Annotated in this window: 18 protein-coding genes and 5 tRNA genes; 5 read left to right on the top strand and 18 right to left on the bottom strand. The window is 53.4% G+C overall.

From position 1 onward, the window contains the following. Positions 1 to 49: 49 nt before the first annotated feature. The 12 genes from rpoB to BJF95_RS16885 all read right to left on the bottom strand — a co-directional run bounded on the left by rpoB (position 50) and on the right by BJF95_RS16885 (position 11,034). Complete coding sequence (gene rpoB, locus BJF95_RS16945; RefSeq protein ID WP_075640626.1) at positions 50 to 4,189, bottom strand: DNA-directed RNA polymerase subunit beta; 4,140 nt, start codon at positions 4,187 to 4,189, stop codon at positions 50 to 52. A 254-nt stretch (positions 4,190 to 4,443) separates the two neighbouring features. Then, positions 4,444 to 4,815 (bottom strand): 50S ribosomal protein L7/L12, encoded by a 372-nt coding sequence (gene rplL / locus BJF95_RS16940; RefSeq protein WP_075640625.1) that lies wholly within the window; start codon positions 4,813 to 4,815, stop codon positions 4,444 to 4,446. A 60-nt stretch (positions 4,816 to 4,875) separates the two neighbouring features. Beyond that, complete coding sequence (gene rplJ, locus BJF95_RS16935) at positions 4,876 to 5,394, bottom strand: 50S ribosomal protein L10 (protein WP_075640624.1); 519 nt, start codon at positions 5,392 to 5,394, stop codon at positions 4,876 to 4,878. Positions 5,395 to 5,728: 334 nt separating this feature from the next. Beyond that, positions 5,729 to 6,424: a 50S ribosomal protein L1 gene (rplA, locus tag BJF95_RS16930; protein ID WP_075640623.1), complete on the bottom strand. Its 696-nt coding sequence runs from the start codon at positions 6,422 to 6,424 to the stop codon at positions 5,729 to 5,731. Between the two features lie 2 nt (positions 6,425 to 6,426). After that, positions 6,427 to 6,858, bottom strand: a complete 432-nt coding sequence (gene rplK / locus BJF95_RS16925; protein WP_075640622.1) for a 50S ribosomal protein L11 — start codon at positions 6,856 to 6,858, stop codon at positions 6,427 to 6,429. Between the two features lie 140 nt (positions 6,859 to 6,998). After that, a complete protein-coding gene (nusG, locus tag BJF95_RS16920) occupies positions 6,999 to 7,529 on the bottom strand; it encodes a transcription termination/antitermination protein NusG (RefSeq protein WP_075640621.1) in 531 nt (176 codons plus the stop codon). 17 nt (positions 7,530 to 7,546) lie between these two features. After that, positions 7,547 to 7,747 (bottom strand): preprotein translocase subunit SecE, encoded by a 201-nt coding sequence (gene secE, locus BJF95_RS16915; RefSeq protein WP_075640620.1) that lies wholly within the window; start codon positions 7,745 to 7,747, stop codon positions 7,547 to 7,549. Positions 7,748 to 7,921: 174 nt separating this feature from the next. Further along, positions 7,922 to 7,997 (bottom strand) — tRNA-Trp (locus tag BJF95_RS16910). 123 nt (positions 7,998 to 8,120) lie between these two features. After that, positions 8,121 to 8,645, bottom strand: a complete 525-nt coding sequence (locus BJF95_RS16905; RefSeq protein ID WP_075640619.1) for a hypothetical protein — start codon at positions 8,643 to 8,645, stop codon at positions 8,121 to 8,123. A gap of 862 nt (positions 8,646 to 9,507) precedes the next feature. Further along, a complete protein-coding gene (gene tuf, locus BJF95_RS16895; protein WP_075640618.1) occupies positions 9,508 to 10,683 on the bottom strand; it encodes an elongation factor Tu in 1,176 nt (391 codons plus the stop codon). Between the two features lie 169 nt (positions 10,684 to 10,852). Beyond that, positions 10,853 to 10,926, bottom strand: a tRNA-Gly gene (locus BJF95_RS16890). A 23-nt stretch (positions 10,927 to 10,949) separates the two neighbouring features. After that, a tRNA-Tyr gene (locus BJF95_RS16885) sits at positions 10,950 to 11,034 on the bottom strand. Between the two features lie 207 nt (positions 11,035 to 11,241). Between BJF95_RS16885 and rlmB the strand changes: the two genes are divergently transcribed. The 3 genes from rlmB (at position 11,242) to BJF95_RS24130 (ending at position 12,830) form a co-directional block, all read left to right on the top strand. Beyond that, positions 11,242 to 12,123, top strand: coding sequence for a 23S rRNA (guanosine(2251)-2'-O)-methyltransferase RlmB (gene rlmB / locus BJF95_RS16880; protein WP_075640617.1), 882 nt, complete (start codon positions 11,242 to 11,244; stop codon positions 12,121 to 12,123). A 159-nt stretch (positions 12,124 to 12,282) separates the two neighbouring features. Next, on the top strand, positions 12,283 to 12,474 hold the full coding sequence (locus BJF95_RS16875) for a hypothetical protein (protein WP_075640616.1): 192 nt from the start codon (positions 12,283 to 12,285) through the stop codon (positions 12,472 to 12,474). 209 nt (positions 12,475 to 12,683) lie between these two features. Then, the gene (locus BJF95_RS24130; protein WP_175577281.1) at positions 12,684 to 12,830 is read left to right on the top strand and encodes a hypothetical protein; all 147 of its coding nucleotides are present in this window, start codon (positions 12,684 to 12,686) and stop codon (positions 12,828 to 12,830) included. Positions 12,831 to 12,889: 59 nt separating this feature from the next. Here BJF95_RS24130 and BJF95_RS16870 read toward each other — a convergent pair. Both BJF95_RS16870 and BJF95_RS16865 read right to left on the bottom strand, forming a co-directional pair. After that, positions 12,890 to 12,965, bottom strand: a tRNA-Thr gene (locus BJF95_RS16870). Positions 12,966 to 13,103: 138 nt separating this feature from the next. Continuing rightward, positions 13,104 to 13,179, bottom strand: a tRNA-Thr gene (locus BJF95_RS16865). Between the two features lie 168 nt (positions 13,180 to 13,347). Here BJF95_RS16865 and BJF95_RS16860 point away from each other — a divergent pair. Beyond that, on the top strand, positions 13,348 to 14,121 hold the full coding sequence (locus tag BJF95_RS16860) for an NAD kinase (protein WP_075640615.1): 774 nt from the start codon (positions 13,348 to 13,350) through the stop codon (positions 14,119 to 14,121). A gap of 9 nt (positions 14,122 to 14,130) precedes the next feature. Continuing rightward, the gene (locus BJF95_RS16855) at positions 14,131 to 14,649 is read left to right on the top strand and encodes a hypothetical protein (protein WP_075640614.1); all 519 of its coding nucleotides are present in this window, start codon (positions 14,131 to 14,133) and stop codon (positions 14,647 to 14,649) included. On the opposite strand, the gene pyrF is transcribed toward BJF95_RS16855, so the two are convergent. The 4 genes from pyrF to BJF95_RS16835 form a co-directional block, all read right to left on the bottom strand. Beyond that, the gene (gene pyrF, locus BJF95_RS16850) at positions 14,630 to 15,553 is read right to left on the bottom strand and encodes an orotidine-5'-phosphate decarboxylase (RefSeq protein ID WP_075641101.1); all 924 of its coding nucleotides are present in this window, start codon (positions 15,551 to 15,553) and stop codon (positions 14,630 to 14,632) included. The genes BJF95_RS16855 and pyrF overlap by 20 nt on opposite strands. A gap of 100 nt (positions 15,554 to 15,653) precedes the next feature. After that, positions 15,654 to 16,782 (bottom strand): peptide chain release factor 2 gene (gene prfB, locus BJF95_RS16845; RefSeq protein WP_139317546.1). Its coding sequence is split into 2 segments (ribosomal slippage): positions 15,654 to 16,712 and positions 16,714 to 16,782, totalling 1,128 coding nucleotides; the frame shifts between segments, so codons are not numbered across the junction. A gap of 99 nt (positions 16,783 to 16,881) precedes the next feature. Then, a complete protein-coding gene (locus tag BJF95_RS16840; protein ID WP_075640612.1) occupies positions 16,882 to 19,341 on the bottom strand; it encodes a penicillin-binding protein 1A in 2,460 nt (819 codons plus the stop codon). A 351-nt stretch (positions 19,342 to 19,692) separates the two neighbouring features. Then, complete coding sequence (locus BJF95_RS16835; protein WP_083638914.1) at positions 19,693 to 20,928, bottom strand: N-acetylmuramoyl-L-alanine amidase; 1,236 nt, start codon at positions 20,926 to 20,928, stop codon at positions 19,693 to 19,695. Positions 20,929 to 21,586: the final 658 nt, after the last annotated feature.

Raw genomic sequence — 21,586 nt, 5'->3', positions numbered from 1 at the left:
AGCTGCGAGAGATGGCGCGCGCGTCAAGACGCGCGCGCCATTGTCACATTTATTCAGCAGCGTCCGGCAACGGAGCAGCACCTTCCGCGATTTCGAGCTTGGAATTCTCAAGCTCAACCGACAGACCCAGAGAGCGCATTTCCTTGACGAGAACGTTGAAGCTTTCCGGAATACCGGCTTCAAACGTATCATCGCCACGAACAATAGCTTCATAGACCTTGGTACGACCTGCCACGTCATCCGACTTCACCGTCAGCATTTCCTGCAAGGTGTAAGCCGCGCCGTATGCTTCAAGCGCCCAGACTTCCATTTCCCCAAAGCGCTGACCACCAAACTGCGCCTTACCACCCAGCGGCTGCTGTGTGACGAGCGAGTAAGGACCGATCGAACGAGCGTGGATCTTGTCGTCAACCAAGTGGTTCAGCTTGATCATGTACATGTAGCCAACCGTGACCTTACGGTCGAAAGGCTCACCTGTACGGCCATCATACAGAACCGACTGACCCGAAGGGTTCAAGCCTGCACGCTCCAGCATGGCCGAAACGTCGCTTTCATGCGCACCGTCGAAAACCGGTGTTGCGATAGAAAGACCACGCTTGGACTGATCAGCGAGACGAAGAAGCGATTCATCGTCAAACTTTGCCACTTCATCATGGGTTTCGCTGGCATAAAGGTCGACCAGCTCTGTCCGCAACTCGGTGATATCGTGATGCTTTTGGTAATCCTCCAGCATCTGACCGATCTTCTTGCCCATACCGGCGCAAGCCCAGGCAAGATGCGTTTCGAGAATCTGACCAACGTTCATACGCGATGGAACGCCGAGCGGGTTGAGCACGATGTCAACATGCGTTCCATCTTCCAGGAACGGCATATCTTCCACGGGCACGATGCGCGACACAACACCCTTGTTGCCGTGACGGCCAGCCATCTTGTCGCCTGGCTGGATCTTGCGCTTCACAGCAACAAAGACCTTGACCATCTTCATGACGCCCGGAGGCATTTCGTCGCCGCGCTGGACCTTTTCGACCTTGTCCATGAAGCGCTGTTCAAGGCGCGACTTGGATTCGTCGTACTGACCGCGAAGTGCTTCCAGCTCGCTCTGAGCCTTCTCGTCTTCGACAGCAAACATCCACCATTGCGAACGCGGATATTCCGACACCACAGCGTTGGAAAGCTCGACGCCCTTCTTGAAGCCCTTAGGACCAGCAATAGCAACGTGACCACGCAGCATGTCCATCAAACGACCGTAAACGTTGCGGTCGAGAATGGCCTGTTCGTCATCACGGTCCTTGGCGAGACGCTCGATTTCTTCGCGCTCGATGGCCATTGCACGCTCGTCTTTTTCAACGCCGTGGCGGTTGAAAACACGAACTTCAACAATGGTACCAAACGTGCCCGGAGGCATGCGCATGGATGTATCGCGAACGTCAGACGCCTTTTCACCAAAGATGGCGCGCAGAAGCTTTTCTTCTGGTGTCATCGGGCTTTCGCCCTTTGGTGTGATCTTGCCAACAAGAATGTCGCCCGGCTGCACTTCCGCACCGATATAGACAATACCGGCTTCATCGAGGTTGCGCAGTGCTTCTTCCGATACGTTCGGAATATCGCGGGTGATTTCTTCAGGACCAAGCTTGGTATCGCGGGCCATGACTTCGAACTCGTCGATGTGAATCGACGTGAACACGTCTTCGCTCACGATGCGCTCGGACATCAGGATCGAGTCTTCGTAGTTGTAACCGTTCCAAGGCATGAACGCGACCAGCGCGTTACGGCCAAGAGCCAAGTCACCCAGATCGGTCGATGGACCGTCAGCGATGATATCGCCCTTGTTCAGAATGTCGCCAACGGACACCAGCGGACGCTGGTTAACGCAGGTGTTCTGGTTCGAGCGCTGGAACTTCTGCAAGCGATAGATATCAACGCCGGACTTCGAAGGGTCGAGGTCTTCTGTGGCGCGAATAACGATACGCGTCGCATCAACCAGGTCGACCACGCCGCCACGACGGGCACCAATAGCCGCACCGGAGTCACGGGCAACAATTGGCTCCATGCCGGTACCGACAAACGGTGCTTCTGCGCGCAGCAAAGGCACAGCCTGACGCTGCATGTTGGAGCCCATCAGAGCGCGGTTGGCGTCGTCGTTTTCCAGGAACGGAATGAGCGCAGCCGCAACAGACACGAGCTGCTTTGGCGAAACGTCCATGAGGTTGATGGTGTCACGTGGCGACAACATAACTTCACCAGCATGACGGCAAACGACGAATTCTTCGACGAAATGGCCTTCCGCGGTCAGCTCAGAGTTCGCCTGGGCCACGTAATACTTTGCCTCTTCCATAGCGGAAAGATAAAGTACGTCCTTGGTCACAACGCCGTCAACGATCTTACGGTATGGGCTTTCAATAAAGCCATACTTGTTGACGCGCGCAAAGGTCGCCAAAGAGTTGATCAGACCGATATTCGGACCTTCCGGTGTTTCAATCGGGCAAATACGACCGTAGTGGGTTGGATGCACGTCACGCACTTCAAAGCCAGCGCGTTCGCGTGTCAAACCGCCCGGTCCAAGAGCCGAAAGACGGCGCTTGTGGGTGATTTCCGACAGCGGATTGACCTGGTCCATAAACTGGCTGAGCTGAGACGAACCGAAGAATTCGCGAACAGCAGCAGCAGCAGGCTTGGCGTTGATCAGATCCTGCGGCATGACAGTGTCGATTTCAATCGACGACATGCGTTCCTTGATGGCGCGCTCCATGCGCAGCAGACCCAGACGATACTGGTTCTCCATCAATTCACCAACAGAACGAACACGACGGTTACCGAGGTTGTCGATATCGTCGATCTCGCCCTTGCCGTCGCGCAGTTCAACCAGCATCTTGACCACAGCCAGGATGTCGTCCTTGCGCAGCACGCGAACTGTATCTTCGGCCTGAAGATCAAGACGCATGTTCATCTTCACGCGGCCAACTGCGGACAGGTCATAGCGCTCGCTATCAAAGAACAGCGAGTTGAACATGGCTTCTGCCGAATCCATGGTCGGTGGCTCACCCGGACGCATCACGCGGTAGATATCGAACAGAGCGTCCTGACGGTTCTCGTTCTTGTCCACGGCCAGCGTGTTGCGGATGTAAGCACCCACGTTGATATGGTCGATACCCAGAACCGGAATTTCTTCAAATCCGGCTTCGAGGATGATCGGCAGGGTCTTTTCGTCGATCTCGTCGCCAGCTTCGAGATAAATCTCGCCGGTTGCGAAATTGACGATGTCTTCGGCCAGATAGTTGCCGTAGAGGTCTTCGTCGCTTGCCTGAAGCGCCTTCAAACCCTTGTCCTGCAACTGACGAAGCAAACGTGGGGTGAGCTTCTTGCCAGCTTCGACAACAACTTCGCCGCTGTCCGCATCGATCAGATCAACGATCGTCTTGGAGCCCTTCAACGTTTCCGGGTTGAAAGGAACGCGCCACAGCTTGCCGTCACGCTTGTAATTCGACTTGGAATAGAATGTGGAAAGAATCTCTTCCCCATCCATGCCCAAGGCCATCAACAGCGATGTGACGGGAATCTTGCGGCGGCGGTCGATGCGTGCATGGACAACGTCCTTGGCATCGAACTCGATATCCAACCACGAACCACGGTAAGGAATGACGCGAGCCGCAAACAGCAACTTGCCAGACGAATGGCTCTTGCCCTTGTCGTGGTCAAAAAACACGCCAGGAGAACGGTGCATCTGGGAAACGATAACGCGTTCCGTGCCGTTCACAATAAAGGTACCGTTGTTTGTCATCAAAGGCATATCGCCCATGTAGACAGACTGTTCCTTGATGTCCTTGATCGAGCGAGCGCCCGTATCTTCATCAATATCAAACACGATGAGGCGCAGCGTCACCTTGAGCGGCGCAGCATAGGTCAGATCGCGCTGACGGCATTCATCAACGTCAAACTTTGGCGGCTCGAATTCGTAGGATACGAATTCCAACATCGATGCACCGGAAAAATCGGTGATCGGGAAGACTGATTTGAAAACAGTCTGAAGTCCCTCGTCTGGACGACCACCTTGCGGCTCATCCACCATGAGGAACTGGTCATAAGATGCCTTCTGAACCTCAATAAGGTTCGGCATCTCAGCAACTTCTGGAATTTTTCCGAAAAACTTGCGTACGCGCCTGCGACCGTTAAAGGTAAGGGTCTGAGCCATCGTCGCTCCTTGTCAGTTTGCACCCGGGCCTGCAACAGACGGAAGCACCTGGCCAGGGGGCTCCGTCAATCATGGATCGTCAATCTCGTTCAAAATAGGTGCCGCAGGCCGGATTGCCTGGTGCACGTCTTGAGAACCATCCTCTTGAGAACCCATTACCCAAAAGTCGTTTTACGGACTTTTGGGTAATGACTTCCTAAAACAAGACGGAAAGGGAGAGAGTATGAAACTCTCTCCCCAACGTAAAGTCGTACTTACTTAACGTCAACCTTAGCGCCAGCTTCTTCAAGCTTCTTCTTGAGGTCAGCAGCTTCAGCCTTGGAAACAGCTTCCTTAACAGCCTTAGGAGCGCCTTCAACCAGGTCCTTGGCTTCCTTGAGGCCCAGGCCGGTGATTGCGCGAACTTCCTTGATCACGTTGATCTTGTTAGCGCCGGCATCGGTCAGGATAACGTCAAATTCAGTCTTTTCTTCTTCAGCAGCAGCAGCTGGGCCAGCAGCAGCGGCAACAGCTACAGGAGCAGCTGCAGAAACGCCCCACTTTTCTTCGAGCATCTTGGAAAGCTCAGCAGCTTCCAGAACTGTCAATGCAGAGAGGTCTTCAACGATCTTAGCGAGATCAGCCATTTTATTCGTCCTTTAGTGTTCAGTTCGAACTGGTTTAAATATGAACAGCGAAAAACCGCCTTACGCGGCTTCGTCCTTCTTGGCGTAGGCCGCAAACACGCGGGCGAGCTGAGCTGCCGGTGCTTGAACAACCCCTGCGATGCGCGTTGCAGGCGTCTGGATCATGCCCAGCAGCTTTGCACGCAGCTCATCGAGCGAAGGCAGGGTCGCAAGCGACTTGACTGCTTCGGCATTGAGGGATGTTGCGCCCATGGTACCACCGAGAACAATGAGCTTGTCATTGGTCTTGGAGAATTCCACGACGACCTTAGGAGCCGTAATCGGATCGGCGCTGTATGCAATCAGCGTCTGTCCGGTGAAGAGATTTGACATCTCTTCCGACTCCGTGCCCTGAAGAGCGATCTTGGCCAGACGGTTCTTCGCGACTTTGACGGTGCCGCCAGCAGCACGCATTTTTGAACGGAAGTCGTTCATCTGCGCAACTGTGACACCAGCATAGTGGGCCACGACAACCGAACCAGAAGCCTTGAAGACTTCGTTCAGTTCCGTGACGAATTCGCGTTTTTCCGCTCTTTCCACTGTCTGTCTCCAGTAGGCAGGATTGGTATACTTCAATCCCGCCGGGTTTGCCTTTGCCCCTACGATATCCTCAAAGAGGATCGTTAGAGACGTTTGAGTTTCCTGCCCCCTCGCACTGAACAAACAGGCGCAAGGCTCACAAGGCTCGAACCGAACTTCCAAAACCGTCTACAGACGCTTTAAAAAATCGAGTCTCACCCGTCTCATGAGGGTCAATATTAAGGCCCGAAGGCCACCCACAATCTCGGACAGGAGTGCCTGGTTTTAACACCAGACATTTCCGCCCCCGAAAGAGCGGAAATTCGTTAAACCGGGGCGAAAGCCCCGGAAATCTTTAAGCTGTTACCGTCGAAAGCTCAACGCGAACGCCTGGACCCATGGTCGAGGAAATCGCAACGCGCTTGACGTAATTGCCCTTTGCACCAGCTGGCTTTGCCTTGACAACAGCGTCAGCAAAAGCCTTGATGTTTTCTTCCAGAGCCTTGGCGTCGAACGAAGCCTTGCCGATACCGGCATGGATGATACCAGCCTTCTCAACGCGGAATTCAACAGCGCCGCCCTTGGAAGCCTTAACAGCTCCAGCAACATCCATAGTCACAGTGCCAACCTTGGGGTTAGGCATCATGCCGCGTGGGCCGAGAACCTTACCAAGACGACCAACCAATGGCATCATATCAGGTGTTGCAATGCAGCGATCGAAATCGATCTTGCCGCCCTGAACGATCTCAACGAGATCTTCAGCACCAACAACTTCAGCACCAGCAGCGCGGGCTTCGTCAGCCTTTGCACCACGTGCGAAAACAGCAACGCGAACGTCACGGCCTGTGCCGTTTGGCAGGTTAACAACGCCACGAACCATCTGGTCAGCGTGACGTGGGTCAACGCCCAAGTTCATTGCAATTTCGATGGTTTCATCGAACTTTGCGATCGCACGTTCCTTGACCATGCCAATGGCATCAGACAGGGCTACGAGCTTTGTAGGATCCACGCCTTCGCGGACCTTCTGCATACGTTTTGCAAGCTTAGCCATGATCAACCTACCACTTCCAGGCCCATGGAGCGGGCAGAACCCTCAACCATTGCCATTGCGCCTTCGATATCGGCAGCATTCAGGTCCTTCATCTTCGCAGCAGCGATGGTGCGAACCTGTTCCTTGGTGATCGAACCAGCCTTGGCACCCTTACCAGGTGTCTTCGAGCCAGAGGTGAGCTTTGCTTCCTTCTTCAGCCAATAGGTCATTGGCGGCTGCTTCATGATGAAGGTGAAGGACTTGTCCTGGTAATAGGTAATGACGACCGGAATCGGCATGCCCTTTTCCATTTCCTGCGTGGCAGCGTTAAACGCCTTGCAGAATTCCATGATATTTACGCCACGCTGACCAAGCGCAGGACCAATTGGCGGGGATGGGTTAGCGGACCCTGCCTTGACCTGAAGCTTGAGCTGGCCTGCAACTTTCTTAGCCATTCTCTCTGCCTTTCATTCCAAACCGGTTGCCCGGCTCAACTATGCCGGACTGATCCGGCGGCTGCGGTTGCGTGGTACGTCTGAACAGTCCGGCTTAGAGACTGCCATCCTCCCACGCGATGGAGGAAAATCCTCCGCGATCAGACCTTTTCGACCTGACCGTATTCAAGCTCGACCGGAGTAGCCCGACCGAAAATAGAAACTTCCACCTTGAGACGCGAGCGCTCTTCATCGACATCCTGAACAACACCGTTAAACGATGCGAACGGACCATCAGAGACGCGGACCTGTTCGCCAATCTCGAAGGACACCGAAGACTTGGGACGCTCAACACCTTCCTGAACCTGACCAAGAATACGCTCGGCTTCATAATCAGGAATCGGCACTGGCTTATTATCAGACCCCAAGAAGCCCGTCACCTTTGGCGTGTTCTTGATCAAGTGATAAGCTTCATCCGTCAGATTTGCCCGAACCAGCACGTAGCCGGGAAAAAACTTGCGCTCAGCATCAACCTTGCGACCGCGACGAACTTCAACGACCTTTTCAGTCGGCACCAAAATCTTCTCAAAGAGATGCTCAAGACCCTTTTGCCGAGCCTTCTCCTCAATCGATTCAGCCACCTTCTTCTCAAAATTGGAATAAGCGTGAACGATATACCAACGTGCAGCCATGTTCGTCTCCCGCTTTATTATTTACCCAGATTAAGAACAAGGCTGAGAACCCAGCCAATGACCTGATCTGAAGCAAAGAAAAACAACGAGGCAAAGATCACCATAGCCAAAACCATCGCCGTAGAGATCAGAGTCTCGCGGCGCGAAGGCCAAGTGACTTTCGACGTTTCAGTGCGAACCTGCTGCAAAAACGCAAATGGATTAATCTTGGATGCCATCTATTGCCCACGCATCTACGGCACGTAAAGCCGAACACTCAGCCCCACGCACCGCGTGTCTGTTGAAGTCATACATAAACGGCAACATCCAATTTCACAAGAAGAAAATTGCCATTTAAACAAATTAACACACACCCCGAAAGACATTGATCGCCTTTCGAAGGTGTTGGAAACTGGCAGGGGCAGTAAGGCTCGAACTTACGACCTGCGGTTTTGGAGACCGCCGCTCTACCAACTGAGCTATACCCCTATGTTGTAGTGCCGCAACCGTTTTTGAAACCGCCAACTGTTTGCTTGCTACGGCGCTCCGTTTAAGAGACTGAACGGATAATGGCAAGTGTTTTTTTGAATTTTTTCAACGTATTTTACTTTGTTACCATCGATGTTGATAGCCCGCATGAAATGCGGGCTTTGGAGCGGCAAAAACGTCGCCCAACGAGGCTGAAAGGTTCACGGATTTGAAAATATCCTTGTTCAAGCCGACCGATCCGGTCGTCTGACTATCCACAGAATCAATCACGGTCTCGCTATAGATCGATGTTGACCAATCCGGCACAGACAGATTGATGCGTTGCGTGGCGGAAAGCCCCTGCCCTTCGCCATGCACCCGAGATGCGCGCAACACGGACATGGACGCAAGCTCGACATCTGGCGACACATTCCATGAACGACTCGCCTCCAATGAGACCCCGCCATTTCCCAGGGTGGGATTCACGTCAGCATTGACCATCACTGGCGAACCCGGCCCGACATCGAACCCTTCGAGACGAATCTTCGCCCAGAGCTTGATCGGCATGGTGTTGGCGTCCACTTCACCCGACTTCTTTGGAATCAGGGATGTATCTATTCCCACTTTGGGCTCATAACTGTTTCGCAGCTGCACGCCGGTCCGCAGCATCACGCCATTCTGGCCTGAGCGCGATACACTCCATATCAGCGGACGGTCACCATCACTTGCGTATGCGACAGCTATGGAGGTAAGTTGGGACAACGAGAGTGCGATAAAAGCTACGCACGTCCATTTTATCATGGGGCGTCCTCAAAGGTTTGGGCTTGTCTCTATCTCGACACAACGGTCGAAACGAACGGCAATCGTCTCCATCTTTGATGGCAACATGAACCTAACCTGAAAATGTGACCCACAAGCGGCAAGATAGATCACTTTTTTGCGACTGCTCACACAATCCACGCTTTATGGCATCTTATTCTTCGTCGCCGTCATTCTTCCCAAGCACACAATCGCGATTTCCGCCGGTGCCGGTTGCGTTTTCAAACACGCAGCGTGTTTCTGGCGGCGTGCCGCACAGTTTAGCAAGATTCTTAAAACCGACGCATTTGCCGTTTGGTGCACGATAACCCGGGCCACCTTTGCAGCCGCACCCTTCACAACGGCCGCCCTGTTTGCATTCAACAACAATGACGGCGGCAGGACTGGCAATCGGCGCGGCAACGCAGACCAATACGGCAGCTGTGCCAGAGCATCGTGCCAAAAATGAAAATCGCACCAATGCTGTCGTTGTTTGCTCTCGCATCAGATGTACCTGAAAACCGGTTCCCGCTTTTCGTAACGATGCTGTAAAAAACACCATTGTGTAAGCCCAACCTGAAACCCTCCTGATGAGAGTTAGGCTCCATCACAGTACCCAAGCTCGCAGCTTACGCGCAAAACACAATTTCCACTCTTTATATTTGCCGCAGCAGCAAAACAAAAAAAGCCCCGCTGTTGCCAGCGGGGCTTTCAAATCCATGATGGATTGAACTTAAGCGACGATGGAAGCCACGATGCCGGCACCAACGGTACGGCCACCTTCGCGGATCGCGAAGCGAAGCTTTTCTTCCATGGCGATTGGGTTGATCAGCGTAACCTTAACGGTCACGTTGTCACCAGGCATAACCATTTCTGTGCCTTCTGGAAGCTCAACAATGCCCGTAACGTCCGTTGTGCGGAAGTAGAACTGTGGGCGGTAGTTGGTGAAGAACGGTGTATGACGGCCGCCTTCTTCCTTGGTCAGAATGTAGGCTTCTGCCATGAACGTGGTGTGTGGCTTAACCGAACCAGGCTTGCACAGAATCTGACCACGCTCAACGCCGTCACGGGTAACGCCACGGATCAGCGCACCAACGTTATCGCCAGCCTGGCCCTGATCGAGCAGCTTGCGGAACATTTCAACGCCGGTAACAGTCGTCTTGGTCGTTGGACGAATACCAACGATTTCAACTTCTTCACCAACCTTGATGATACCACGCTCAACACGACCCGTTACAACCGTACCACGGCCAGAGATCGAGAACACGTCTTCGATTGGCAGCAGGAACGGCTGGTCAACTGGACGCTCTGGTGTTGGGATGTAATCGTCAACAGCAGCCATCAGCGCACGAATAGCGTCTTCGCCGATCTTCTTGTCCGAATCTTCCAAAGCAGCAAGAGCAGAGCCCTTAACAACTGGAATGTCGTCGCCTGGGAAGTCGTAAGAAGACAGAAGTTCGCGAACTTCCAGTTCTACCAGTTCCAGCAGTTCTTCGTCGTCAACCTGGTCAACCTTGTTGAGGAACACAACGATGGCAGGAACGCCAACCTGACGAGCAAGCAGGATGTGCTCGCGGGTCTGTGGCATTGGGCCGTCAGCAGCCGAGCAAACCAGAATCGCGCCGTCCATCTGCGCTGCACCGGTGATCATGTTCTTGACGTAGTCGGCGTGGCCGGGGCAGTCAACGTGTGCATAGTGACGGTTGGCTGTTTCATACTCAACGTGAGCCGTCGAGATGGTGATACCACGTGCCTTTTCTTCTGGAGCGGCATCGATTTGGTCGTATGCCTTGAACTCGCCGAAGTACTTGGTGATTGCTGCCGTCAGAGACGTCTTGCCGTGGTCAACGTGGCCGATCGTGCCAATGTTAACGTGCGGCTTGTTGCGCTCAAACTTACTCTTTGCCATTTGAATGCTTCCTGATGATCGAAAGATGGTTGACCCGGCGAACCGGTTTAGCGCCGCCGTTTAAGGCTTTCGCGACAATTGCGCAAGCGATAAATGCACAAGCGCGACGGCTTGAGACATTTATAGCAAAAAATCAAATTAAAGTGCTGAATTTATTTGGAAACGTATCTGGAGCGGGTAGCGGGAATCGAACCCGCGTATTCAGCTTGGAAGGCTGCTGCTCTACCATTGAGCTATACCCGCGGTGGTATTGATCCGAAGTCGAATGGTGGAGGGAGTTGGATTTGAACCAACGTAGGCTGAGCCAACGGATTTACAGTCCGTCCCCTTTAACCACTCGGGCATCCCTCCAGTTATTCGACCGGATCAAGCTACCAAGCTTTCTTCCCGGAGCCGCTTTGCAGTGGTGCGCTGCGTTCCGTTGGCGGCCTTATGACGGCCTGAACGAAAGAAGTCAACACGCTTTTTGCGGATTTTTTCGATAAAATTTTCATCGCCCTTTTGCGCCGAAATCACAGTCTCACTATCCCCCGCGAGAGAGGCCAGCTATAAGGATGCATGAGCAAAGATACACCAAACGACAAATCGGGCCGCGATACCCACTATGCAACATTGCGCCGCCAGGTGCGTGATGCAAAGCGCGAACGCGGCGAAATCCCCACGCCTGAGCACCAGAAACGGCGCAAATCCAATGCTGATTGGACGCCCCCGCAACTGGCTGCTGATCAGGTCTACCTTTACGGCCTGCACACTGTGCGTGCCGCGCTTGAGAATCCACAGCGCAAGCTGATCAAACTTTCGGCCACCCAAAATGCCCTCGCAAGACTGGACATTGAAAATATCTCGGGGCTGTCCTTTCCTGTGGATATCGTCAGCCCGCAGGATATCGACAAGGTGTTGGGACCAGAAGCCATCCACCAGGGTGTGATGCTGGAAACACGGCCCCTGCCGCTCCGCCGGCTGGAAGCATTGAAGGAAAGCCCTCTGTTGCTGGTTCTGGATCAGGTGACCGATCCTCACAATGTCGGGGCTATTATGCGAACAGCCGTGGCCTTCGGCGCTGGTGCCGTGATTACCACCATGCGTCACAGCCCAACAGAATCGGGTGTGCTGGCCAAATCGGCCTCAGGTGCACTGGAATTGATCCCCTATATTCAGATCACCAATCTTTCCGACGCCCTTAGCGAGCTGAACAAACTCGGCTTTTTCACCATCGGACTTGATTCGGAAGGACCGCAGCCACTGGAAAGCAGATTCAATGGCGAAAAAATAGCGCTGGTGCTTGGGTCCGAAGGCAAGGGTTTACGTCAAAAGACGCGTGAAACTGTCAATGCACTGGCACGGCTCGACATGCCGGGCGAGATTAAATCGCTCAATGTGTCCAATGCAGCCGCGATTGCGCTTTACGCTTCACGCCAACATCTGTTGAAAAAAGTCTGACCAACCCTCTCGCTTCGCAGTGTGGTGCGGCACATGTCGCATCACACCCGATCGACGGCATTGCCGCTTATCTTTGAACAAGGTCAATTCGTCCCCATTAAGGGAACCAATCCCTCCCCCTTTCGTTAGTTCAACGAGTGACAAAAAGGAGGACGAGATATGCCAACACAAATCCCGGAAAAACCGCAGGACGGCCCACGCGGCCCAAATCACACACCTGGCGTGCCTGACCGCACAAAGGACGGAGCCATAAAGCCGCCCGTCACCGATGAGGGTGATACGAAAAACCCCAATGATCCGGTGCCCAATCCGGCACTCCTGCCAATCGGTGATCCGGCGGGCATGGCGTAAAGACTGATTCTGGCGATGGCGTGTTCACGCTGTAATCCAGATCACCTATCAAAAGGCCGCGAATCATATTCGTGGCTTTTTTTGTGCACAGACTGATGCCCTGTTACAGTTTATAACCAAGCCGCAAGATTTCCGTGAAATACTGAACTGCAGCGCCGATTGCTGAAAAAGGTTTGGCAATCCGGTGCAGCTGATACGCAGGAGGTTTCATGAACGACAATGTTATTAAATTTCGCAAGCCCACCCCGCCGAAGCAACCTCGGCCCGGTCTGCGCAAACTTCTTGCGGGGCTTGCTGTCGTTGCTTTTTTTGCGCTTGTCTGGGGCTATTTCGCCTTTCTGGCACCGCCTGCATGACAAAGCGCAAAAGCCGCACGCTTGCGCGAGAAAAAACAGAACTCTGAAAGGAAAATGAGTGGTGCCCCCGGCAGGATTCGAACCCGCGACCCCCTGATTACAAATCAGGTGCTCTACCAACTGAGCTACAAGGGCAGTGCGGCCTATCTAACAGATTCGAACGCGCTGTAAAGTCAAAATATTCATTATCCGAAGCGCTGAAGCAAATTTTTATGCAAGATGAAAACAGCGTTTCACAAAGCAAAAAATCCAGCAAAAACAACGGAAAATGAATGGTGCCCCCGGCAGGATTCGAACCCGCGACCCCCTGATTACAAATCAGGTGCTCTACCAACTGAGCTACAAGGGCAGTGCGGCCTAACTAACAGATTCGCCCCGGCTGTAAAGGGGCAATTTGCATATTTTCAATATTTTCTAACCGCAGCATCAGGAAAAACCTTGGCGCGTCAGGCATTTATCATGTACCAAGGCATTCGTTATCAACAGGTCTTCTGGCGTTTTCAACAGGTCTTCTTGCATGGTGCGCTCCCCTCGGTCGCTTTCCTTTGTTGCCGCCAACACGGTTGAGGCGCTTGCTTCCCGTGAGCAGTTGATTCAAATTTATGGCAACACGCGCCCGGAAGATGCTGACGTGCTTGTGGCTCTGGGCGGTGATGGCTTCATGCTGCAGGTGCTGCACGAAACCATGAATTCCAGCCGGCTGATTTATGGCATGAATCGCGGCAGTATCGGCTTTTTGATGAATGACTTTCGAATTGATCATTTGCCAGAGCGAATCGCTGCCGCCACCGAAAATGGATTTCATCCGTTAAAGATGACCGCACAAAGCGCGGATGGCACCCAAACCATCGCACTGGCGATCAACGAAGTATCTTTATTGCGCCAATCCTATCAGGCGGCAAAGCTGCGCGTGTTGATCGATGGGCAAGAGCGTTTGGACGAATTGATTTGCGATGGCCTGATGGTTGCGACTCCAGTCGGATCGACCGCCTATAATCTCTCGGCCCATGGCCCTATTTTGCCGCTGGATGCACCGTTGCTGGCGTTGACGCCGGTTTGCCCCTTTCGTCCACGTCGCTGGCGGGGCGCACTCCTGTCCGATCGCGTCAAGGTATCCGTCGAAATACTCGAGGCGGAAAAGCGTCCAGTGAATGCTGTTGCGGATAATACCGAGGTAAAATCCGTCGTTAGTGTGCTGATTGAGCAGGCAAATGATAAGACTGCGCGTATTCTTTCCGACCCTGATCATTCATGGTCGGAGAGAATCCTTGCTGAACAATTTTCCAATTGATGGACGCCGATGCAAAAACGCTTACTGATTCCAGCTTTGGCCCTGATTCTTCTCAACAGCACACCTGTGCTGACGCTTGCTGACGCTTTGGACGGCCTTCCCTCTGATGTCACCTTTTTGATCAGCGGCGGCAGCTGGGAAGATCCGGGCGGGGTGGACGCGAGTGGCATTGTGAAAAGCCCAAAAGCCAGTGGCGGTGCGGCCATCCAGGCGAAAGATACGCGTCACGGCCACTACCGGCTGATTGCCGTTCAACAGCCGAACCGCCCCGGCAAGGTATTTTTACAGCAGATGCAGTTGACAGACGCCGGGAGCACGCCGATTGATACAATCGAGCTGCGAGAATTCACCGATAAACAGGCCTATATCACGGATATTCGCACCGATGACACGTCAGGGCGCAACAGTGAGCTTGGGTTCTTTGCAAGCGTTTACCTGAAAACCAATCCGAAATCGGCGGAGTCAGAAAGCTGGAACGTGATCATTGATGAGTTCGGCGAGATTCAGGTCATGCGCGAGAGCCATTAATTCGGTCAGCACTGCTATCGCCCTGTGGATAAGTATAGGCCAGAGCAGACTTGAACTCCGAAAGTCGGGCACGAATCAAATCGCGGTAGGCAGTCGGAGATATTTCTCTATTTTCAACGCGCGTCAGTCCGCGCGACACGGGCACCAGCAAGTCACCTAGGATCTCTCCCCGCAGCGCATGGATTCCGGCGATATCTCCACCTTGTGCACCAAGTCCGGGTGCCAGAATAATATTGCCCTTTAAAAATTGCCGCAGCCTGCGCCCCTCTTGCGGCACGGTTGCGCCAATCACAGCGCCGATATTGCTGAGTGCGCCCTTTGTTTCTTCGCGATTCGAGAGGTTTCCAATCAAGTCGGCCAGCCGCTCTGACACCAGACGATTGCCTGCGACCTTATCTTGCAGCCAAGTCGCGCCGGGGTTGGAGGTTCTGCAAAGAACGAAGAGCCCCTTGTCGTAGGTGTTCGCACAATCGACGAAGGGCTGCAGGGTATCTGGACCCATGAGCGGATTGACCGTTAAGCAGTCTGCTTCAAAATCGCCGCTGCCACCTGCTGATGCTGGCATGAGATAAGCGCGGGCGTAAGCCGCAGCCGTGGCACCAATATCTCCGCGCTTAGCATCAAGAATCACACCGATTCGCGCCGATCTTGCCCTCACCATAGCCGCTGATAACGCTTCAAGGCCTGCAAGGCCGCAGGCTTCAAAATAGGCCGATTGAAATTTGACAAAACCCACCTGCCCTTCGACGGCATCCAGCAAGAAATTGACATAAGGCCCGATCCAGTGACCATCGCCGCTCCGCTCAAAGAAAGACGGGATATCAGATAGCGAAGGATCAATGCCGACCACAAGGTCTCCAAATTCACGCACATTGTCTGAGACAATATCGGTCCAGGGTTTCATTGCGGCAGTCTCCTTGTTGGAATCATTCAAGTGAACATAAAAAAACCGCCGGAAGCGATGCTTCGGGCGGTTTTTATCTAGTGATTTGGATGATCTCTCATCAATCGATATCCGAAACAGCATCGGCCTTACCGCTGATGCGGTGCGCCAGTGCGGCCTCCATGAATTCGTTCAGATCGCCATTCAACACATCATCGGGTGCTGTGCTTTCCACACCGGTGCGCAAATCCTTGACCAACTGATAGGGCTGCAAAACATAAGATCTGATCTGATGGCCCCAACCGATATCGGTTTTCGACGCAGCTTCAGCATTGGCTGCTTCTTCGCGCTTTTTCAGCTCAACTTCATAGAGACGTGCGCGCAGCATATCCCAAGCCTTGGCTTTATTCTTATGCTGCGAACGCTCCTGCTGACATGCGACGGCGATGCCCGTTGGAATATGGGTGATGCGCACGGCCGAGTCGGTCGTGTTAACGTGCTGACCACCGGCACCCGACGAGCGGAACGTATCAATACGGCAATCGCTCTCATTCACATCGATTTGAATCGAATCATCAACCACCGGATAAACCCAGATCGATGAGAATGACGTGTGGCGACGCGCATTGCTGTCGTAAGGCGAAATACGCACAAGACGATGCACACCTGATTCGGTTTTCATCCAGCCATAGGCATTGTGGCCCTTGATGAGAATCGTTGCCGACTTGATGCCTGCTTCTTCGCCATCATGCACTTCAAGCAATTCAACCTTGAAACCGGAGCGCTCAGCCCAGCGCGTATACATGCGCAAAAGAATATTGGCCCAGTCCTGACTTTCGGTGCCGCCAGCGCCAGAATGAACTTCGACGTAAGTATCGTTGCCATCGGCCTCGCCAGACAGCATAGCCTCAACCTGAAGCTTGCCCGATTCAGCCTTGAGGGCCTTCAAACCGTCTTCGGCCTCTTTGACAATGCTTGCATCGCCCTCTTCTTCGCCCATCTCGATCAGCTCAATGTTATCCAACATCTGCTGTTCGAGACGTTTGACGCCTGCGATGCTGTCATCAAGCTGCTGGCGCTCGCGCATCAGCTTTTGGGCTTCGTTCGCGTCATTCCAAAGATTTGGATCTTCCGCCTTGTTGTTCAACCAGTCCAGTCGTCTTATCGCCTGATCCCAGTCAAAGATGCCTCCTCAGCAGGCTTATGGCCTGCTTGATTTCGTCGACTACATTCTCGATTTCGTTGCGCATAGGTCCTTAACTCAAAATAATCACTGTTTTGTCCGCCGGTGCATAATCGCGCAAGACCGGGAAGTAAAGCCGGACATGCGCAATCATGACAACGATGGTTTAGAACAGGCCCGGTGTTCCAGATTGAACAGCCTGGTTCACCTGAGGTGAAGTCTTCAAAATTTCCTCCGGCGGAACGGTCGCGTCATCCATACCAATCACGTTGATGCTATCGGCTGGCCCTGTGCCCGGCTTGAAGGCTTCAACAATGGTATCTGGATCACCTTCCGTTGCGGCCATGCCGGTCTTGCGATTGACGGCAATCAACTGCATGCCATCTGGAACCTTGAATTTGCTCGGCGGCGTGCCCTTCACGGCAGCCTGCATGAACTCATTGAAAATTGGGGCGGAGAGTGATCCGCCTGTGGCCGCACGGCCCATGCCAACCGGGTTGTCATAGCCCATATAGACACCAGCCACCAAATTGGGTGTGAAGCCAACAAACCAGGCGTCTTTGGAGTCATTGGTCGTGCCGGTTTTGCCCGCAACGTCACGGTCGAGTTTCACCCGTCCATAGGCTGTTCCGCGCTGAATAACGCCCTGCATCATCGAGGTAATCTGATAAGCCGTCATCGGATCAAGCACTTGCAGACGATTGTCGGCAATCTGCGGCTCATCCTGTCCATGCCAAGTATCGGCATTGCAGTCTTCGCACACCCGCTCTTCGTGCTTGAAGATGGTTTTGCCGTAGCGGTCCTGAATACGGTCGATCAGCGTTGGCTTGATCTGCTTGCCGCCATTGGCAATCACAGAATAGGCCGAGACCATGCGCAGAACGGTTGTTTCACCAGCGCCCAACGCCATGGAGAGAACCGGCTGCATGTGATCGTAAATACCAAACCGTTCAGCATATTCCGCAACAAGGTTCATACCCATATCATTGGCAAGACGAACGGTCATCAGATTGCGCGAATGCTCGATACCGAAACGCAAGGTGGCTGGCCCAACGGAAGAACCGCCATCATTCTGAGGACGCCAGACCTGGCCGCCAGAGACAAATTCCACCGGCGCATCCAACACAACCGATGCAGGCGTATAGCCACTGTCCAAAGCTGCCGAATAGACAAAGGGCTTGAACGACGAGCCCGGCTGACGCATGGCTTGCGTTGCACGGTTAAATTCTGACAGCGCATAGGAAAAGCCGCCAACAAGTGCCAGCACGCGGCCCGTGTGCGGATCCATGGCCACAAAGCCGCCTTCAACCTTTGGCGGTTGCCGCAAACGATAGTTTTTGGAATCATCGCCGCCGATCTTTTCGACATAGACAACATCGCCAGGACGCAACACACCATCAGGCGATTTTGCCGTTTTGCGATCACCTTTGCCGGAACGGTAGGCCCATTCCATATCGCTGGCTTTGATAATGCCTTTTTGCCGCTGCGGCACAATCTTGCCAGCATCGTCGCGGTCGGGCTTCAGGCCGATTTCAACTTCTGTTTTGGAAACGGCAGTAACAACCGCCACATCCCACTCCGGCACATCCGACATGCCGGGAATGTCCGCCAACGGCGTGCCCCAATCACTGCCGAGTTCAATGTGCTTGATTGGCCCGCGATAGCCTCGGCGCTCATCAAAGCTGATCAAGCCATCCTGCAACGCCTTGCGCGCAAAGGCCTGCAAGCGCGGATCAAGCGATGTGCGAACCGAAAGACCACCTTCGTAAAGCGTCTTGTTGCCATATTTATCAATAAGCTGACGGCGGACTTCCTCGGAGAAATAATCTGCCGCAAAAACTGTGCCGCCGCTTTGACGCACATTCACGCCCAACGGTTCCTTTTTCGCGGCATCACCATCGGCCTGATCAACAAAGCCGTTTTCGACCATGCGATCAATCACCCAGTTGCGGCGCTCAATGGCTGCCTGCGCATGCCGGAAAGGGTTGTAATTGGCAGGCCCCTTTGGCAGCGAGGCGAGATAGGCCGTCTCGGCAATTGTCAACTCGGTTACAGGCTTATCAAAATAGGTCAAAGCGGCACTGGCGATGCCATAGGAGTTGAGACCGAAGAAAATCTCATTGAGATACAGTTCAAGGATCTTGTCTTTGGAATAAGCCTGCTCAATCCTGAAGGAGAGAATGGCTTCCTTGATCTTGCGATCCATGGTCTGGTCGGCAGACAAAAGGAAGTTCTTCGCCACCTGCTGCGTAATGGTGGATGCACCGACAAAACGGCGACCTGAACCCACATTCTGCAAATTCACCAGAATGGCGCGCCCAAGACCCCAGACATCAATGCCGGGATGGGTGTAGAAATTTTTATCTTCGGCGGAAATGAAAGCTGCTTTTACGCGATCCGGTATCGCCTGAATGGGCAAAAACAATCGCCGCTCATGGGCATATTCCGCGATCAACGCGCCGTTACCCGCATGAATGCGGGTCATCACCGGAGGAGCGTAACGACTAAGCACCTCATAATCGGGAAGATCCTTGCTGATCATTCCCAAATAAATAGCTGCCGCTGCCGCCGCGCCTAGCGCCGCAACAGATGCGAGCCCGAAAAGATACCCAATCAGTCTTATCATTTTAACGCTACCGGCATTCGCTTTCCGTCATAAGTGCAAGGCATGTTCGCCAATGCACATCGTGTGGCGTTTTGCACAGGACGCCCGCAATTACAAGGCGCGGCACTGATTCCACGCCATATCACCCATAATCAGGGTCTTCATATCATAATGCGCGCAAATTAGGGCTACCAATCACTTTACTCCCAAGTTTTCACATCTGCGTTCTTGGCTATTAAAACATCGTGCAGAAAATCGGAATTGGCACGATACTCTAAGTTTATGTTTGCGCATCGGATTTATCCGAAAACCGGTTCCCACTTTTCGGTCCGACGCTCTTGTTGTCAGCCCGGCTTTTTCCGCCGCAAAGCCCTACCCTTTATTGGCCAACAGCGGTTGGCGATATTCTTTCACGGCCTCCACCAGCAAATGCACAAGCTTTTTGCGCCAGGTGAGATCGGACAGCAAATGCTCATCTTGCTTGTTCGACAAGAAGCCCATCTCAAGCAAAATTGATGGGACATCCTGGGCCTGCAACACGCGAAAGCCTGCGTAACGATGCGGGTTGTTGATCAGTTTCACCTGCCCCGAAAACTGTTCCACCACAGCCTTGGCCATGGAAATGGAAAAGGCCTGCGTCTCTCTTCTGGTCAGGTCTTGCAGAATATCCGACACTTCATGGGGCGCTTCCGGCGCATCCACGCCCCCCACCTCGTCGGACTGGTTTTCGCGTGCCGCCGCCGCTTCCGCCAACCGGTCAGAAGACTTGTCGGATATGGTATAGACCGTGGCACCGCGAATATCCGACTGGCTAAGCATATCGGCGTGCAGAGAAATAAACAGATTGGCTCCCTTTTGCCGGGCCAGCGTCACCCGTTGCGAGAGCGAGAGAAAGACATCCGAATCGCGCGTTAAAAATGCCTTGATTCCCTTTTGCTTGTTCAGCTCTGCCGCAAATGCTTTGGCGAAGGCCAAAGTGATGGTTTTTTCCGCAATATGGGTGGTTCGTCCAATCGCTCCAGTATCAATACCGCCATGGCCGGCATCAACAGCAATCAGAAAATCCGAGCTGGAGGGCGGCGGGTCCTGCGCAATGCTTGCGGCTTTGCCGGCGCTATATGCATCAGCATTCCATGCCTGCGAGGCCACCAGTTTCGCAAACGTATCAGCATCCGTCATTTCAGCGTCCAGAATCAGCCGATAGCCTTTGCCTCCCTCATTTTCCCGAATGTCCGTCAGCGTCAGTTTTGTGGCTTTTTTGGCCGTCAGCACCACGCGCGAATGGCTGGCATCAATTGAACCAAATCGAATGTCCCGAAACAGGCCAGTTGGTGCCAGATCAGAGGCTGGAAACGTAAAGTTTGTCGCCGGAAAATCGACCACGATCCGGTCCGGGTTGCCAATATAGCGTACCGACGCCTGCGGCTTCTCGCGAAAATCCAACACAATGCGCGTTCGGGCGTCATCGCCGACGATGCGGGCAGCGTAAGAGACGAGCGGGGTCGGGGCTAAGGGCTCGGCCGTGCCAGAAGCAGCAAATGCCAAAGGATTTGCCACCAGGAGCGCTATGCCAACCAGGGCCAAAAGCCGTGTGCGCCTCATTGTCATCAACCACATTGTCACTGCAATCCTGTTTTCAAACTGGTTCCGATCCTATGTCATAAACTTGGCCAGCAACACCATAGGATGTCGCTGGGCAATGATTGTAAATCGCAATCCCAGCCCCAACAATTGCACGCAAGGCGTGCTGAAACCAAAACTGCGCCTCAAACACAATCACCTGTCTCTAATGTATCGGACTTATCAATATTATGACTGCACGGGCTTTGCCGCTTGCCAATGTGGCACAGACGACATACAACAGAAATAAGGAGTAAAATTGTCGACGGGATAGATAATCAAGACGGCTGCCAACCGGAATTAAGGACCTGGCGCCATTTGTCTGATTTTTCATCCACCGCCAAGACAATTTTTCTCCGAGCATGAAATCCGAAAGCCGGAGTGTCCGGCAGAATACAGGGTGGGTAACCACCAAACGCTCTTTTGAGCATTCATTGGGCCCCATAAGGGCCTTTGGCATTGTCGCTTTTGTTTTGGTATTTGATGTCGTTGCAGCAGCCTTTGTTTCATGTCTTCAGCCGTCGGGCCCTATCAGGCCCCAATGCTGATGGACTGCTGCCAGGAAAAATAGACCAGACGAGAGCACCGATATCCGGCGCATCGCTTACGAGATCATACCCGCTTGGCCTTACGCCAGCGGCATTCC

It is taken from the genome of Rhizobium oryziradicis, assembly GCF_001939045.1.
GTDB classification, from domain to species: Bacteria; Pseudomonadota; Alphaproteobacteria; order Rhizobiales; family Rhizobiaceae; genus Allorhizobium; species Allorhizobium oryziradicis.
This window is presented reverse-complemented; position numbering and strand designations above follow the sequence as displayed.